Consider the following 15,924-nt stretch of genomic DNA (forward strand, 5'->3'; position numbering starts at 1 on the left):
CGGTCCAGACCCGGCCCGCCCGCGAGATCTAGTCGGGAGAATTCCTAGATGCGTATCCTGATGCTTGCGCAATCTTATCCGCCGATTGGCCAGGAGGGCGACGTCCGGAACCTAAGCGTCGGCCTCGACCCCCGCAGTCAAGACGTTACCGGTGCCTCTACCGGTCAGCCTGGATCGAAAGCCGGGCAGTCCGAGAATGGCGTCAGCAGCGAACGCCGGCAGATTCCGCGCCCCCCCACGATCTCAGTGATTATCTGCGCCTACACGGAGGACAGATGGGAGCTGATGCGTCAGTCCGTGGCCTCGGTTCAGGGGCAGAGCTTGCAACCGTGCGAGATCATCGTATGCATCGACCATAATGAAATTCTGTTCCACCGTTGTGCCGCGTACTGGGCTGACTCTGCCGCATCCACCCCTCCGATACGGGTGATCCAGAACAAGTATGACGGGCACTTGGGTTCGGCCCGAAACACGGCAGCAGAGACAGCTGCCGGAGAGATCCTGGCGTTCTTGGATGACGATGCAGCGGCCGACAAGGACTGGCTCCAAATTCTTACTGATCCGTACCACGATGAGCGCATCGGCGCCGTCGGCGGGCGTCCTCTGCCGGTTTTCGAGGCTGGCCGCCCCGCCTGGTTTCCTGTGCAGTTCGACTGGGTGTTCGGGTGTGCTTATGACGGTCTTCCGACCAGCCGAGGCCCTTTGGCTCACCTCATAGGTGCCAACATGTCGGTGCGGCGGACCCTCCTCGAGCAGGTGGGAGGGTTCCACTCCGACAATCACGACGACATGGACATGAGCCACCGCGTGGCGCACATCAGGGGCCGCGAGGCGGTCATCTACGAACCGGCAGCGACCGTCCGCCACTTTGTACCCGCCTCACGGCCGACTTGGAAATATTTCTGGCGCCGCTGCTTCTTCGTCAATAAGGGGAAGGTCGAGGCCTTTGCCCAGATGGGCGACGCCGCTGCTCTCGATGCAGAGACCCGCTTCGTCTGGTACGCGCTGGCCAAGGCCGTACCGCGGGGGATTTCGCAAGCGGCCAAGGGTGATGCCCACGGGCTGGCCCGGTCCGCGGCAATAATCGCTGGCATGGGGCTGGCCGCGGCAGGCCACGTCGCCGGTCGAATTGAGCTGGCGCGGCGATTGCGCCGGCAGCGCCAACAGGCAACCAGGCAGGTATTTGACACAGCCGCGCAAGCCGGTGGGCGAGAGAAGTGAATGCCTTCTTCGATAATCATTGGTTCCGGTCCGGCTGCAGCCGCCGCCGTGTTGGCGCTGTCCGAGAGGCCGGACGAGAAGATAACCGTGTTCGATCCGGGCACCGTGCTGGACGCAGAGACGCAAGAGGTAATCTCCAGGCTATCCAAGCTGCGTGTCGACGACTGGGATGAGGAAGACATCCGCCGGGTCGGCCTGCAACCCAAGCAGGTCCAGTCCGATTCGCTGCCTGAAAAGAGAAGCTACGGGTCCGATTTCCCCTTTGTCAACAAGGGCCAGCTCGACGGCGTCCACCCCCAGGGTAGAGTCAATTCAGCTGTCATATCAAGCGCTTATGGAGGGTTCAGCAATGTCTGGGGGGCCCAGATCATGCCCTTCAGCGCCGCCACATTCAAAGAATGGCCGTTCGACTTCTCGGATATGGAAGAGCACTACCGGACCATCCTGGGTCACATTCCTTTCGCTGGAGAGTCCGACGATCTCGATGAGTGGTTTCCGCTCATCGGATCCCCGAACCCGCTTCCGCCGCTGGCACCGCGGACGCAGATGGTCCTGGCCAACTACGACCGGCACCGCGATCGTGTACGCTCCACGGGAATAACAATAGGCCGCGCACGGCTCGCCTTCTCTGCGCCCGAATGCCAGCCCTGCGGTCTATGCATGACTGGGTGCCCGCGGTCGCTGATCTTTTCGGCCTCGCACAGCTTCGACCGCTTCAGGCGCAGCGGGAGGATTGACTACCATAGCGGGCTGCTCGCGGTGCGAGTCGGCCAGGAGGCCGACAGGGCCGTCGTGAAGGCCCGGGAGCTGTCCAGCGGCCGGATCCAGCGATTCACAGCCGACCGGGTCTTCCTGGGTTGCGGAGCAATCGGGACCACCCGGCTGATCCTGGGCTCACTCGGATCGAAACAGCCGGTCCATCTTTCGGAATCGGCTCAGTTCGTTCTTCCAATGTTGTCCGTGAAGCCGACCCCCGACCCGCGTGCAAGGCGCGAGTTCACACTCAACCAGTTCAACATGCTTATCGGCCGGGACGACGAAGGCTTCGATGTCTCACAGATTCACTTTTATCCGTTTAACCGGGCATACTACGATGCGCTGCCCGGCTTCCTCCAACATCCCGCCGCCGCCTTCGCGACGGATCGGCTTCTGAGCCGATTGACGGTAGGCCTCGGCTACTTGCCGTCCTGGGCGTCACCCAAGATCCGGGTCACGCCCCAAGTGCCCGCAGCTCCTGATGAACTACCCCAGATCACCCTCACTTCGGAGGGCTTCAGCGCGGCCGGGCTCAGGGGCAAAGACGTGCCTCCGATGCTGCCTGACGTAATTAAGCGGATCTACAGGGCGGCACCTTACCTTGACTTGTGGCCAGTCACATCGCAAATGCTGTGGTCGGGTGGGGCCAAAAGCTACCACCTTGGCGGCAGCTTTCCCCACGTCAGTGAGCGGGATACCGGGAGTGCGACGACAGACCGCCTCGGGCGGCTGGCGCGCTGGGACCGAATCCATCTTATCGACGGGTCGGTTTTCCCAAATGTTCCAGCTACTACCTTTACGCTGACTGTGATGGCCAATTCTCATCGCATCGCCTGTGAAGCGATGGACCTGACGGGGTGAGTGTTCATGAGGGTCGGTATCACCGGAGCCAATGGATATGTCGGGACCATCCTGCGTGCCGCCTTCGCCGAAGAAGGGCATGAGGTCATCGCGTTCGCCCGTCCGAACCGGGTGACCTCCGAATCTGCCGCCGCAATGTCCGGCGTCGCCGAGTGGCGCCCGTATGAGATCAAGCGCCCTCCGCCGGGGGCTGCATTCAGCGATCTGGATGTGCTCATCCATGGTGCATGGGACCTGACTCTCGTTAGCGCCGGCGATGTGTGGGGTATCAATGTGTCCGGCTCGCAGCACCTCCTACGCAATGCCGCCGACGCAGGAGTTCGCCGGGTCATTTTCATCTCCTCGATGTCCGCTTATAAGGGAACCCGACAGCTGTACGGCCAGGCGAAGCTGGCCTGCGAGCGCACCGCCGGCAGTCTGGGAGGCGTCTCCGCCCGCCTCGGATTGGTGTACGGCCCCGGTTGGGGCGGGATGGCAGGCGCGCTCCGCAAGCTCACCAACCTGCCGGTCACACCTCTCATCGGGGCGCGCTCCCATCAGTTCACCGTGCACGAGGCGGACGTGGCAGCCGCCATGGTGCGTATTGCCGAGTCGAACATCCCCCTGCCGGAACCGGTAGGGCTGGCCAACCCCGAACCGGTGCCGTTCCGACGGCTCATGAAAGAGATCGCCGCGTCACAAGGCAAAACACTGCGCGCCGTCCCAGTGCCCTCTCAGCTTGTCAGTGGCATCCTCAAGGCAGCTGAGGGCCTGCATGTGCCCCTACGCTTCCGATCCGACTCCATCCTTGGGCTTGTGCACCCGGCGGCAGAGGTTCCCGGTGTAGAGCGGCTCAAGCAGCTCGGAATCGAGTTTCGGAGCTTCTCGCTGGACAGTGATCGACCTTAAAAATATGGGAGATCCGCCCGGCCTTGCCGGGGGTGACGGGGTGACAGTAGCAGTTTGACGTGTCCGGAGGCCAATGCAACGCTCGCCTCGTGAGCCTCCACACACACGAAAGGTCAGTTCGCACTGGGCCAGCCCAAGTCACACGAGCCGGGACTGCAATTTACCACGTCATCTTCAGGCTGAAGCAAGGGGTTGTATGGGCATCTGCGCAAGCACCTTGGCGAGGTTCCGCGAAAAGCAAATTCATGCGGTCGGCGCGACCGTAGGGAGCGAAGGCATCTAGTCATATCTTTCCGACTTGCTCACTCAACACCTCGGGAACACCCGAGCGTGGTGGAGAGGAAAGGCGCCGGCGTGGAACAAAATTTTACCGCAGCGTCTGGCCCTCGGGTCTCGCCATCTCCCTTGCCGCCACTGCGAGTCGGTTGTGCTGACGCGCGCCTAACACCCCCTCAGCTAGTGAGTACCATCAGCGACGCGCCGCCAAGTAAGCGCACAGACACGTCCTCTCCGGCAATAGTCCGGACAATACGCCGTGCGGCATTACCGAGGATGGCTGTCGTGGTTCGCCATTCGGGATGGGTCTGCAGGATATCTTCCGCTGTCCTAGTGTACTGTGCGTCAATAATCTTAAAGCCCGTGTCGCGCAGAGTCGCTAGTGCTGTTGCCTGATCAAAGTAATGCAGGTGACCAACCTCCTTGCGTTGCTTAAGGTGCTGGCCGCGCAAAAGACCGACGATACTAATGTCAAGAGGAATATGATACGCATAGTATTTCGAACGTCCTCTGAGCCTTCGAAGAAAGCCCATATAGTCATCGATGTGCTCGAAAACATCTATGCACAAAAGAAGATCGTAATTTTCGTTGGTTTGCAGGAAGTCACTGCAGTGAAAGCTTAGGTTTTTTCTTTCTCGCTGTTTGGCCAAATTTATAGCATAGGGAGCGATATCGTAGCCGACGGCCTCTGAGTCACGAAAGATATCGTGCTGAAGAAGCGCATTCAGAACGCCTCCCGTCCCGCAACCTGTGTCGACGATTTTCCGGCAACTGATGTTGTTGGAGCGCACGATCTTGGCGATGTTCGCGGCCTTAACACCGCCGTCTTCATCATGCCAGGTCGGATTGGCAGCGGCATAATCTTTTCCGGTATAGAGGTCATTACTTGACATCATCTCTACCCATCTTGATGTGTTGGAGCCAAATTAAGTTGCCTCTTGGAATGCTTCGGCCTAATAATTGCTTGTGACTTTGAATGAAAACAACCAGCTCTCTGCATGGCCCTAAGGCCAGCTCCAGAACGGGAAACCTAAGTCGTCCCTGTTGATCGAACTTCACATTTTGGGAATGAACGAATCTTAGGTCGGCACCGGTCCGCCTTGAGGTCGCTCCAGAGTTCTAGAGTTCCTCCCTTGCCCCGGGGCTGCACGCAAAGTGCGAACCGCGCACCTCAGAAAGTGGGCGCAACCGGATAGAAACAAAATCTAATCATAACAAATGTAACGACACTCTCGATGCCGTCAAGGCACCTCCTGCGAAGCTTCCGGGGAGGAACCTTAAAAGCACGCGGCCCATCTGAGGTAGCTCGTGAGAACCAAACTCTCCGCGTTCCACAGCGACGCTGATGGTAGAATATTGTCGCCGATCAGGGACAAGCGATGCCGCATCATCGGCTTTGTGTTCTGAACGAACACGGCCAGTTCATGGGCGCGGTCAACCTAGCCTGCATAGACGACGATGCAGCGAAAGAGCACGCTAACCGGTTAGCACTTGGCCACAGGTGGAGCTTTGGCGACTGGTTGCGCGGTTCAAATTCGGGCCGTCCCGAGCGAGAAAGCGCCCTCGCGTTCTAGGGGTCATGTATCAGCCATATCAACAAGCCGCTTAAGCGATCGTCCTTCCCTTGGATGCGGGTGCAGCTTTTGGCGCTGTTCGATGCAGGCACGTTGGTGTTGCGATCGAATGGCCTGTCCGGTGCTGTAGGAGGCTGCGCTCGATAACAGTGCCAGGCCTTCCACCTTCGATCATCGAAAGCGGATGATGCCGACGTCGCCGCCGTGCCGCCGGCGACGTCGCTCAGCAACACGCGTAGAGACTGGAGCTTAGTCGAACCGCAACAGCGGACCTGGCCGGCGCATCGGCCGCGCAATTGGCCGGTCGAACATCCGGGCCGGCAGCTCCGGCCCAGGCCCGACGGCCCATCCGCCACGCAGCCCGGCCGTGCGTTTCTACGACCTCTATGCGAACGACCCGCTCGAACCACAGGCCCCCAAAACAGCGACATTTTAACCGACGGACACGGTTTTCGGAAGGACGTTCGGAAGGCTGTTTCGGTGTGGTTGTTCGACGCACCGAATATATTAGAAGCTGTTAATAAGTTTTCGCCTAGCCTCATTCTCGCCGCAAATGGTCGCTTGGCTTGCGTACATCGTCCACGAATGATCCATTCACGTGAGTACAAGACGATGTGTGTATAAATCATAGAGCGGAAATGCCTGCGTTTTACTTAGGGCGCGGGTGGAATGAAAACAAGAAAAACGCAACTAACTAAGGATTTACCGTGCTTTTACTGAACGGCAAGCTTGGCGCCTCCGCCAAAGAGCTGGCGCTCGACTTCAATTCGGCTGCGGCTCGAACCGTTGTACACCTTGCGTGGCGCCCACCGATTCAAGGGAGGGCCTGATGGGCATTCCCGTGACAACTCACCTTCGATGGCGAGTTCAGCGTTAAGCTCGCTCGACAATAATGTCAGGGCGAGGACTTCCAAATCTCCGCTACTTTGAAATCCGTTCGCGGTGCCCAATAGCGGGCATGCGATATGTCGCGCGCCTTGGCGATGCGCGGCGTGGAATTCCTGTTTTCAACGCCAAAGAAGGATCACGGAATGACTCTTTCCGCACCCGCAGGCTTTGCCTCTAGCGATCTCGTCTTCGAGGAGAGCTTCTCCGGTACGGCGCTCGACAGCGACTGGAATACCTACATCACCAGCAATGCCGCCAACGGCTGGCCATGGAATAGCAATGGGTCAGGAGGAAGCAACGCAGGCTCGCAGTATTATGCCGACTACGATGTGCCGAGCCAAGTGTCCGTGAGCAACGGGCAGTTAGATCTCACGGCGATCAAGCAGCCCATCAGCGGCATAAAAGATGGGACGACACAGACATACCCGGTCACGTCCGGCGCCGTCAGCAGCTACGGCAACTTCGAATTCAATGGCGGCTACCTTCAGATCAGCATGAAGGCGCCGAGCGGCGACGGCGCATGGCCAGCCCTCTGGATGTTGCCCGGCCAAGGTGCCGGCAGCAGCGGTGACAATTTCGAGATCGATATACAGGAGGGCGGGTTTACCGAAAGCTCCGGCCCGGTTGACAATAACTTCACTTGGCACCTTCACGGCCCATCTGGATGGGTCGGCGCGAGCATCGACAGCGGCGTCGACCTCACGGCCGGCTTCCACACCTACGGCATCAACTGGGATCCCGGTAAATCGATCACCTGGTATCTCGACGGGAAGCAGATGGCGCAGGTCACCAGCGCACAGGCGACGATCCCGAATGAGCCGATGGAATTGATCATGAACAATGGGGTCGCCAATTCGAACACGGCCGGATGGCACACGACTCTGGATAGTTCGACTCCCTCGTCGATGCAGATGCAAGTCGATGAGATCCAGCTGTATCAGAAGGCAGGCAGCGGCGACACCGTTACAGGTGCCAACGTCACTCCCCCAACCACTGGCGCGATCGGGACCGAGACTGGATCTGGGACCGGGACTGTCCTTCCTCCCGGCGGCACCAGCGATGGCACTTTGTACGGCACCAGCGGCGCCGATGTCCTTCGGGAAACCGGCGCCCACACGATGATCGGCTATGGCGGCAACGATGAGTACTACGTCGATAATGCCGGCGACAAGGTGGTCGAGTCCTCTGGCCAAGGTCAAGACAGGGTGTGGGCTTCCGTGAGCTATGCTCTCTCGGCCGGCTCGTCGATTGAAGTCCTTGGCACCACAAAGGACGCCGGGACCACGGCAATCAACCTGACCGGCAACGGGTTGGCCCAAACCATCCAGGGCAATGCCGGCGCCAACGTCATCAACGGCCGCGGCGGTGCCGATAAGTTGAGCGGCTTTGGCGGCAACGACACTTTCGTCTTCAATAGCGCCCTTGGTAACGGCAATGTCGACAGGATAACCGACTTCAACCAGGACAAGATCCACCTCGACGACGCCATTTTTGCCGGGCTTCATTTGGGAGGGCTTCCGTCCGCGGCTTTCTTTGCTGGTACAGCCGCGCATGACAGTTCCGACCACATCATCTACAATAGTACGACTGGGTCGCTCTCCTTCGACAGCGACGGGGCCGGCGGCGCATCTCAAACACAGTTCGCCACGCTTTCCCCACATCTCTCGCTCACCGCAGCCTCATTCTATGTGACCTGAAGGACCTACGCGGGGAAATAACATCCCGCGAAGGGCTCTCCGTGGCCAAACAAGGGCTGGATACGGCACCCCAAAGCCATAATCCCGAACCAAAGGTCAGCGTAGCAAAAGGCGGGAGCCCGGTTTTCGGAGTCAAACAAAAGCGATGGAGTTCCATCCCGATGGCATCGGGATGGAACAGGCTCTAGTGGCGAGCTTTCTGTAGGTTGTCCAATGTGGTGGCCAAGCGCACCAGAGTAAGCCGGCTCTCATGATGGCAACTTGTTGTCACGCAAAGAATGGTCGCCTGATGACCCATGGCCAGCATCTTGCCGATCGTTAGCGCTGACTTGCGGAACCGCTCCTGTGGTCAGGCAGCGGCATATGGATAGCCCCTACCTGAAGAACGCCGCCGCCTCGTCATCATCATCGTCCTCGAGCGGCGGTGACCACTCCAGTTTGCAAAAATCGGCGGGCGTGGCACCCACTGAGCCGAGGCAAAGCCATAACGATTTTATGCGACTGGTCCCGAGATCGCCGCGTGTCAATCGCCCGGCCAGAAGGGAGGCAATCGAGAGAATGCCCCTGTGCGATCGGTTCAACCATGGCAAGGAATCCGCAAACTCCCACCAGGCCTCTTGCTCTGGATCTAACCAAATAGAGCGGATCCCCAATTGGGTCGGCATATTCTGGTGGTTGATTGCTGCCCGTCCGGGAACGCTCAGAATGCTTAAGCGAATAGCCCGTCATGTTGGCTTTTCTAAAGGTACGCGCGGTCTGGCCGTTGTGTGACCCCCATATTTTCAATTGGAAAAATGTGCGCGATGGGCCAGGAGCGGTTTTTAAAAAAGGGCGTTGCGCTAGGCCCCCCGCGTCATGGCGGAACCGTCATTGACTGACCGCGTTGATTGTCTCCAGAGAAGGAGACCGATCGATGTTCAGGTTGCTGCTGTTAGGGCTAATCGGCTATCTCGTTTACCGCTACGGGCGCGAGATACTCGAGGAGACATCAGACGACGTGCCCGGCGCACCGAGGCGGCGCAGAGAGTCTTGATCGGCATTGTCATTCACCGGCTCGAGGTCTGGCCGCAGGGTGTAGAATTCGCACCACGATAGGCGCTTACCGCGGAATGGTCGGTCGCTGTAGCTGGGTACGGTTGCTGCCATTGATGCTCCCTTCTGTCGCTATGTCTGGCCTTCATGCTGCTTCCTTCCAATGCAGAGAGCGAATGGCGTGGTTGTCATCATTTTCGCGAGGGAGATTGTCGTTCAACTCGTCGGGGTATCGGCCCCACCTCTCGATTCCTCCTCATCTTTTTCCAGTCCAGAAATCGACTAGAACACGGCGAAATTCGATTTCACCCTCATCGTTCACGCCGAGTTGGCGAAGCATCTCGGCAAACTTGTCCCTCGCCATCCTGTGGCCGTATGTCTCTTTTCTCGCCCTCTCTGGCGTCGTGGGCCGCTGATGGCCCATTGGCGTGGGCCGGTTCATCCTGCTCATCAACTGGCCCGGTATCGTGGGCCGGTGCGGAAATTTGCCTTGGGTTGCCAATTCCAGAACGTTGATGACGGGAACAAAGCGGCTGGCGCCTTTGCCCTTCCCCGCCCTTGGAAGGTGCGTACAACCCAACCCGTGTTCATAAGGGCATGATCGCGCGCTGCACGGCATAGCGCGACGGTACAACGGCACCGGCGGGCGCGCGTTGCTTCAGGCGGTCGATATCTGCTCATCCCCGATTTCCACAGGTTGGGACCGTAGCATATCAGTTCCAACGCTTATATTCCCTAGTGGAAACCGTAGGAGTCTCTGTTGGAGCAGAAACGCACGATCGCCCCCTTTATTGGTGGCATGTATGGCAGCCTTGTTGCCCTCGCGTTGGCGTTCGGTTTCCGCTTCCTGATGATTCCCGATCCCGATCCGACCTCGCAAGCAACTATAGTCCTTTCAGGACTGGCCTTTTCGATCTGTTTCAGCCTGACCTTCCTGCGCGAGCATCGACGCCAAATTGCCGCCGCGAGAGAATTTCTAAGCCGGCCAAGATCGTATCAGGACTAATCTTTGCGTTCTGCAACGCAAAACCCCGAACCTCTCCAGATAGGGTCCGGGGCATCTGAAAAATTCAGTCGAACCAACCTGATGCAACAGGGCGATGCTGGCCGGCCGGCATCTCCTGCTGGCCGGCCATTCTAATGCCATTCGATTAAAATGCCCCTGTGTATATTAGGAATCGCTCAATTTGGCGCGTCAACAATGTCAGGGCGGCGGGTTAAAACCAAATGGGTGATGTCATGCGAAGCGACTTCGCCGCTGCGCGCGAGCTCTTGGAGTGTGCCCAAAACCGGCTCTGCGGCATGGACGAAACGAGCCAGCGCGTCAGCGAGGCGCTGGATTCCCTGATCGAGGAAATAGCCATCGCGGAATTCCGCAAGGCGCCATTGACCGTCGTGCCGTTTCCCCGTGCGCGGCCACCCAAGCATGCCCGGTAGAATTGCCGATCGTGCTAAATGTTGATGGGAATTCAGCGCCTGAGTGGCAGGCGCCTTATCGCCTCTATGACACGCTCGCGACTTGACCAGATGCGACCGTCTTGGTGAACGTGTTCGTCACCCTGACTGACTTGTAGGCGTAGGCGACCCAAATCCCGGTCAGTACAAAAGAGACTATGGCGCTGCTAGTGCACCGCCCGCGAGCATTTGGCTCATCGGGACGCCAAGAACCGCCGAAATCCACACCGTATCCAGAATAAACACAATTGGTATTGCAAACCACTGGTATAGGAATAGCTGCTTGAAGCGGTATCTCCGCCGCAGCATTGCAACGAACACAACCACCTGGAGCACTAGAAACGCCAGCAAGAGGGCAACCTCGCGGTGAACCGCCAGGCTGCCATTTGGCAGCGCCATGAGTTGTTGGTAGCCGTCACTCGACGAACCCAATGCGACGAGTGCGCCCAGCGTGGATAAAAGCCTGACGGGTCGCAAGCAGCATTAGCCAGCCTCCAAACCCCACAAGGCCCGCTGGATTCTGTGAGGGTTTGGTCGCAGACAGAACAGCGACAATGACAGGCACGCCATCAGCAGAAACAGTATTGCCCAGTGCCAGATCGAAACACCCATTTACCCCTCCCCCTTTTCACACTCTTAGGCTGTATCGTCTTTTTTTAACAACTCAAGAGGGCGACTCTAATGAACCGGTGCCTTTGGCCAGAAATCCGTTCTTCCTGACCGGTCCTGAGACGGTTACCCCTTCAAACCGCAATCGCCGCCACCAAAATCCGGTTCTGCCTTCGTATTGCCGCCCGCAATTCGGCGATCCTCGCCTCATCACGCTTCACGAACTCGATGAACATCATGTTCATGTTGTTAAACACCAGCTCGCCCAAGGCCTGCCCGTCGATATCGCGGCGTACCAGGCCGAGCGCCTGTAGCCTCGCGATCAGCGCGCGGATCTGCTCGGTAAGTGCCCGGTCAAGCGCGGTATAAGCCTGGCCGAACGGGCTGTCGGGCAGTTGCGTCGAGATCGCCATCGCCTGCCGCCACATCTCCTTGCTGAGATAATGCAGTGAATGCTCGATATAGATGCCGAGCAGCGTGTCCAGCGCATCGCCGACATTGACCGGCGGGTTGGCGACGACGCCTTGCCCGGCATTGAGCACCTCGTTGACCTCCATCGAAACGATGGCGCCGAGGATGTCGCCCTTGTTCTGGTAATAGTTGTAGATCGTGCCGACCGAGACCTCGGCCTGCGCGGCGATGGTCTCGATCTTGGCGCCTTCGTAGCCGGCATCGCGGAAAAGCTCCGCAGCCGCCTCGATGATGCGGCGGTGCCGATCCGCCTTTTGCCTTGCCCGCAATCCGCTCATATCGGCTATTTGCCATAAAAACAGAATTGACTCAATTTTAGAATTGGTTCAATTTTTTGCCAGAAGCCAAAAAGGCAAGGGAGAACACTCGATGTCCATCAATCTGAAGGCTACGAATCCAACTACCAAGAACCCGCTTTCCGTCCTGAAGAGCCGTTTTCACGCCGCGTGTGCTGCGACAGCACTGCTGCTGGCGACGGACAGCCTCGCCCAGGCTGCCGATCTCAATGCCTTGATCTGGTGCGATCACGCCGATCCGGCACTGCTGCAGTCTTTCGAGGAGGCCAACGGCGTCAAGGTCAATGTCAAGGAGTTCGAAGGCACCGGCGCCGGCATGGCGATCGTCGAACAGTCGCAGCCCGGCGACTGGGATGTGATGGTGATCGACAGCATCGACGTACCGCGCGGCGTCGAAAAAAGCCTGTTCGAGCCGTTGCCGGAAGACAAACTGCCGCTGGCCGACCTCTTTCCCCAGGTGAAGATGGACAGCTCCACCGTGGTCGACGGCAAGCGCTACGCCATCACCGAAAAATTCGGCTACAACACGATCGGCTACAACAAGACCAAGGTCGATCCGGCCGACATGCAGTCGATGGCTGCGCTGACCAGCGATAAGTACAAGGGCAAGATCGCCATCTACGACTACTATCTGCCGGTCATTGGCATGGCCGCACTGGCAATCGGCAAGAAGACCGCCGAGCTGACCGAAGCCGACCTTCCCGCCATCAAGGAAGAGCTGCTGAAGATGAAGGCCAACGCCAAGCTGGTCGGCGAGGTGACTGCCAGCCAGACCGCGCTGGCAACCGGCGAGGTCGACATTCTGGTCGGCGGCGGCGAATGGGTGACGGCCGGGCTGGCCAAGGAGAACCCTGCCCTCGATTTCTCAATCCCGAAAGAAGGTGCTGTGCTGTGGTCGCAGTCGCTGGCGATGTTCAAGGATTCCAAAAACAAGGATATGGCGCTGAAATTCATCCAGTACATCATGAGCCCTGAAGGCCAGGCGCGGCTCTCCACCTCGGCCTGCTATTGGGGCATGCCGGCGAACACCAAGGCGGCTCTGACCGATGAGCAGAAGAAGATCCTGCGCTTCGACGAGCAGCCGGATTTCCTGGCCCGCGCCCAGCCCTATCCGGCGCCGAATGCCGATCTCGACAAGAAGATGCAGGACGTCTGGACCGAAATGCTGCAGGCGCAATGACCGGTCGCCGGTCATGAACTCTGCCACGAACAGTGGACGTGCCCTGCCCTGGGCGCTGGTCACGCCGGCGCTCGGCTGGACGCTGCTGTTCTTCGTGCTGCCTTTCCTGGCCATGGCGCTTTCCAGCCTGACGGCGCATGATGGCGGCGGCTTCACCCTGTCAAACTACAGCCAGTTCTTCAACAATCCGGCCTATTGGCAGGCGATGGTGAACTCGCTGCAGGTCACCGCCATCGTCACCCTGATCTCGGTGCTGCTCGCCTACCCCTTCGCCTGGATCCTGGCCGAACAGGTGCCGGCGCGCTGGCAGCGGCTGGCGCTGATGCTGGCGGTGCTGCCGTTCTGGACTTCCTATGTCGTGCGCTCCTACTCCTGGCTGCTGGTGCTGGCGCAGAACGGCGTGATCAACCGCGCGCTGACCGGCTCAGGCCTGTTTGCGGAACCGGTGCAACTGGCCAACACACGGCTGGCCACGATCATCGGCTTCGTCCATTTCTTCGTCATGCTTTTGACGCTGACGATCTTCGCCAATCTGAAGCAGCTCAGTCCCAGCTACCGCAAAGCTGCCGCCGATCTCGGCGCCGGGCCGGTGCGCACGTTCCTGCATGTCGTCCTGCCGCTGACGTTGCCCGGCATGATGGTCGGCGCTTTTCTCACCTTCGTGCTGTGCATCGGCGACTACATCACACCGCAGATCCTCGGCGGCAACAACGAACTTTTGATGCCGCAGCTGGTGATGATGCAGATCGGCCGGCGCGGCGACTTTCCGCTCGCCTCGGCGCTGTCGATCATTCTGATGGCCGTGGTTACCATTGCCTATCTCGCCTGCGCCCGCTGGCTGAAGATCGAGCGGGCCTGACCATGCGCTCATCCACTGTGGCCAAAGCCATTCGCATCCTGTCCGGCCTCTACGCCATAGCCATCTATGGCTTCATTTTCCTGCCGGTGGTCGTGCTGGTGCTGTTTTCGCTGCAGGCGACGTCGTTTCCGATCCCGCCCTTCACGGGGCCGTCGCTGCGCTGGTACGACGCCGTGCTCGCCGACACCCGGCTGACTTCGGCGCTGGTCAATTCGCTTCTAGTCGCAGCCATCTCCTCAGCTGTCGCCGTCACGCTGGGTTTCCTCTCCGCCTGGGGTTTTGCACGCTTCGTCCTGCCCGGCTCAGGCCTGCTGCGCGGGCTGATCACGCTGCCGCTGACGGTGAGCTATCTCATCATCGGCATGGGACTGCTGGTGCTGTTCAACTGGGCCGGCGTGCCAAAATCGCTGCTTGCCGCCGGCACCGGCCATGTCGTGATCAACCTGCCGCTGTGCTTTGCCATCATCTACAGCCAGATGGGCGACCACCAGATCAACATCGAGCGCGCCGCGCGCGACCTCGGCGCGCCCGAGTGGAAGGTGCTGCTGCTGATCACAGTGCCGGTGATGGCGCCGGCGATCTTCGCCGGTTTCTTCCTGTCGATGACCTTCTCCTGGGACGAATTCGTGATTTCCTTCCTGCTGACGCGTTTCGACACGACGCTGCCGGTCGAGATCTGGAACCTGCTGCGCTCAGGCCTCAATCCCAAGACCAACGCCGTCGGCTCGCTGGTCTTCGCCGTCTCCATCGTGCTGGTGGTAATGTTCGAACTGATGCTGTTGCGGAGAAAGCCGGCATGACCGCGCCGCTGGTCGATATATGCTCTGTCTCGCATCGCTTCGGTCAGCAGACGGTGCTGAAGAACGTGTCGCTGCAAATCGAGCCGGGCAGCTACACGATCCTGCTCGGGCCGTCGGGCTCGGGCAAGACGACGCTGCTGTCCATTCTCGGCGGCTTCGTCACGCCGAGCGAAGGCAAAGTGCTGATTCGCGGCGAGGACTGCACCGCCGTGCCACCTGCCAAACGCCCGACGACCACGGTGTTCCAGGACTATGCGCTGTTTCCGCATATGAGCGTCGGCGGCAATGTCGGCTTCGGCCTGCGCATGCAAGGCATCGATGCCGCGACGCGGAACTCGCGGGCGCGCGAGGCACTGGCGCTGGTCGGGCTGGCCACCGCTTTCGACAAGAAGCCGCACCAGCTTTCCGGCGGCCAGCGGCAGCGCGTCGCATTGGCCCGCGCCCTGGTGGTCGAGCCGGCCGTGCTGCTGCTCGATGAGCCGCTCGGCGCGCTCGACCTCAAATTGCGCCGGCAGATGCAGGACGAGCTAAAAGCGATCCAGAAGCGGGTCGGCACCGCCTTCATCCATGTCACCCACGACCAGGAAGAGGCAATGGCACTGGCCGACCATTGCGTGGTGATGAATGATGGGCGCATCGAGGACGAAGGGCCGCCAGAGCGCGTCTATGCGCGGCCGGCGACGCGCTTTTCCGCGACCTTCATGGGCGAAAGCACGCTGATATCCGGAGCGGTGACGGCGGCTAAGGACGGAACAATCACTGTCGCTACGCAGGTCGGACCGCTTTCGCTGACCGGCGCATTGCCGGCCGGGACGACTGTCACTCTCGCCGTCCGTCCGGAACACCTTGTTCTCGGCGCGGCCGGCGGCGCTGTAGGGCTCGGCACGGCCAAGGTGAGCGACGTTGTGTTTCAAGGGAGCTTCAAGCGCGTGCTCGCCGTTTCTGCGCAGGACCCGGCGCTGCACTTCATCGCCAAGGTTGCCGCCGCTGCGGCCGTCCAGCCAGGCGACATGGTTGCCGTTTCGTGCGACGCTGGCGACATCATCCTTCTGGCGAGTTGA

Annotated in this window: 13 protein-coding genes; 10 read left to right on the plus strand and 3 right to left on the minus strand. The window is 59.7% G+C overall.

What is annotated here, in order from left to right:
• The first annotated feature begins 48 nt into the window (after nucleotides 1–48).
• Genes A9K68_RS20035 through A9K68_RS20045 form a run of 3 tightly spaced genes read left to right on the plus strand, consistent with a single transcriptional unit; the run spans nucleotide 49 to nucleotide 3,726 of the window.
• Nucleotides 49–1,221, plus strand: coding sequence for a glycosyltransferase family 2 protein (locus tag A9K68_RS20035; protein WP_065008230.1), 1,173 nt, complete (start codon nucleotides 49–51; stop codon nucleotides 1,219–1,221).
• Nucleotides 1,222–2,838, plus strand: a complete 1,617-nt coding sequence (locus A9K68_RS20040) for a GMC family oxidoreductase (RefSeq protein WP_065008229.1) — start codon at nucleotides 1,222–1,224, stop codon at nucleotides 2,836–2,838.
• A 6-nt stretch (nucleotides 2,839–2,844) separates the two neighbouring features.
• Nucleotides 2,845–3,726, plus strand: coding sequence for an NAD(P)-dependent oxidoreductase (locus A9K68_RS20045; protein WP_065008305.1), 882 nt, complete (start codon nucleotides 2,845–2,847; stop codon nucleotides 3,724–3,726).
• Between the two features lie 452 nt (nucleotides 3,727–4,178).
• Here A9K68_RS20045 and A9K68_RS20050 read toward each other — a convergent pair whose 3' ends face one another.
• Complete coding sequence (locus A9K68_RS20050; RefSeq protein WP_065008228.1) at nucleotides 4,179–4,898, minus strand: class I SAM-dependent methyltransferase; 720 nt, start codon at nucleotides 4,896–4,898, stop codon at nucleotides 4,179–4,181.
• A gap of 1,643 nt (nucleotides 4,899–6,541) precedes the next feature.
• On the opposite strand from A9K68_RS20050, the gene A9K68_RS31815 reads away from it, so the two are divergent.
• The 3 genes from A9K68_RS31815 to A9K68_RS20065 all read left to right on the plus strand — a co-directional run bounded on the left by A9K68_RS31815 (nucleotide 6,542) and on the right by A9K68_RS20065 (nucleotide 10,630).
• Nucleotides 6,542–8,161: a family 16 glycosylhydrolase gene (locus A9K68_RS31815; RefSeq protein ID WP_246811201.1), complete on the plus strand. Its 1,620-nt coding sequence runs from the start codon at nucleotides 6,542–6,544 to the stop codon at nucleotides 8,159–8,161.
• Between the two features lie 1,792 nt (nucleotides 8,162–9,953).
• Nucleotides 9,954–10,199 carry a hypothetical protein gene (locus A9K68_RS20060; protein WP_127210427.1) on the plus strand — a complete coding sequence of 82 codons (246 nt, stop codon included), beginning with the start codon at nucleotides 9,954–9,956 and terminating at the stop codon, nucleotides 10,197–10,199.
• 221 nt (nucleotides 10,200–10,420) lie between these two features.
• Nucleotides 10,421–10,630: a hypothetical protein gene (locus A9K68_RS20065; protein ID WP_348640689.1), complete on the plus strand. Its 210-nt coding sequence runs from the start codon at nucleotides 10,421–10,423 to the stop codon at nucleotides 10,628–10,630.
• 174 nt (nucleotides 10,631–10,804) lie between these two features.
• Here the strand turns inward: A9K68_RS20065 and A9K68_RS31820 are convergent, their stop codons facing one another.
• Both A9K68_RS31820 and A9K68_RS20075 read right to left on the minus strand, forming a co-directional pair.
• Nucleotides 10,805–11,125, minus strand: coding sequence for a hypothetical protein (locus tag A9K68_RS31820; RefSeq protein ID WP_246811202.1), 321 nt, complete (start codon nucleotides 11,123–11,125; stop codon nucleotides 10,805–10,807).
• Between the two features lie 266 nt (nucleotides 11,126–11,391).
• A complete protein-coding gene (locus A9K68_RS20075; RefSeq protein WP_065008224.1) occupies nucleotides 11,392–12,006 on the minus strand; it encodes a TetR/AcrR family transcriptional regulator in 615 nt (204 codons plus the stop codon).
• Nucleotides 12,007–12,097: 91 nt separating this feature from the next.
• Here A9K68_RS20075 and A9K68_RS20080 point away from each other — a divergent pair, with 91 nt between their 5' ends.
• Genes A9K68_RS20080 through A9K68_RS20095 form a run of 4 tightly spaced genes read left to right on the plus strand, consistent with a single transcriptional unit; the run spans nucleotide 12,098 to nucleotide 15,924 of the window.
• A complete protein-coding gene (locus tag A9K68_RS20080; RefSeq protein ID WP_065008223.1) occupies nucleotides 12,098–13,204 on the plus strand; it encodes a spermidine/putrescine ABC transporter substrate-binding protein in 1,107 nt (368 codons plus the stop codon).
• Nucleotides 13,205–13,217: 13 nt separating this feature from the next.
• Nucleotides 13,218–14,063, plus strand: coding sequence for an ABC transporter permease (locus tag A9K68_RS20085; protein WP_065008222.1), 846 nt, complete (start codon nucleotides 13,218–13,220; stop codon nucleotides 14,061–14,063).
• Between the two features lie 17 nt (nucleotides 14,064–14,080).
• Nucleotides 14,081–14,863: an ABC transporter permease gene (locus A9K68_RS20090; protein WP_082982374.1), complete on the plus strand. Its 783-nt coding sequence runs from the start codon at nucleotides 14,081–14,083 to the stop codon at nucleotides 14,861–14,863.
• Nucleotides 14,860–15,924, plus strand: coding sequence for an ABC transporter ATP-binding protein (locus A9K68_RS20095; RefSeq protein WP_065008220.1), 1,065 nt, complete (start codon nucleotides 14,860–14,862; stop codon nucleotides 15,922–15,924). Before A9K68_RS20090 ends, A9K68_RS20095 begins: the two co-directional genes overlap by 4 nt.

It is taken from the genome of Mesorhizobium sp. AA22 (assembly GCF_001672375.2).
In the GTDB taxonomy this organism is placed as follows: domain Bacteria; phylum Pseudomonadota; class Alphaproteobacteria; order Rhizobiales; family Rhizobiaceae; genus Mesorhizobium; species Mesorhizobium wenxiniae.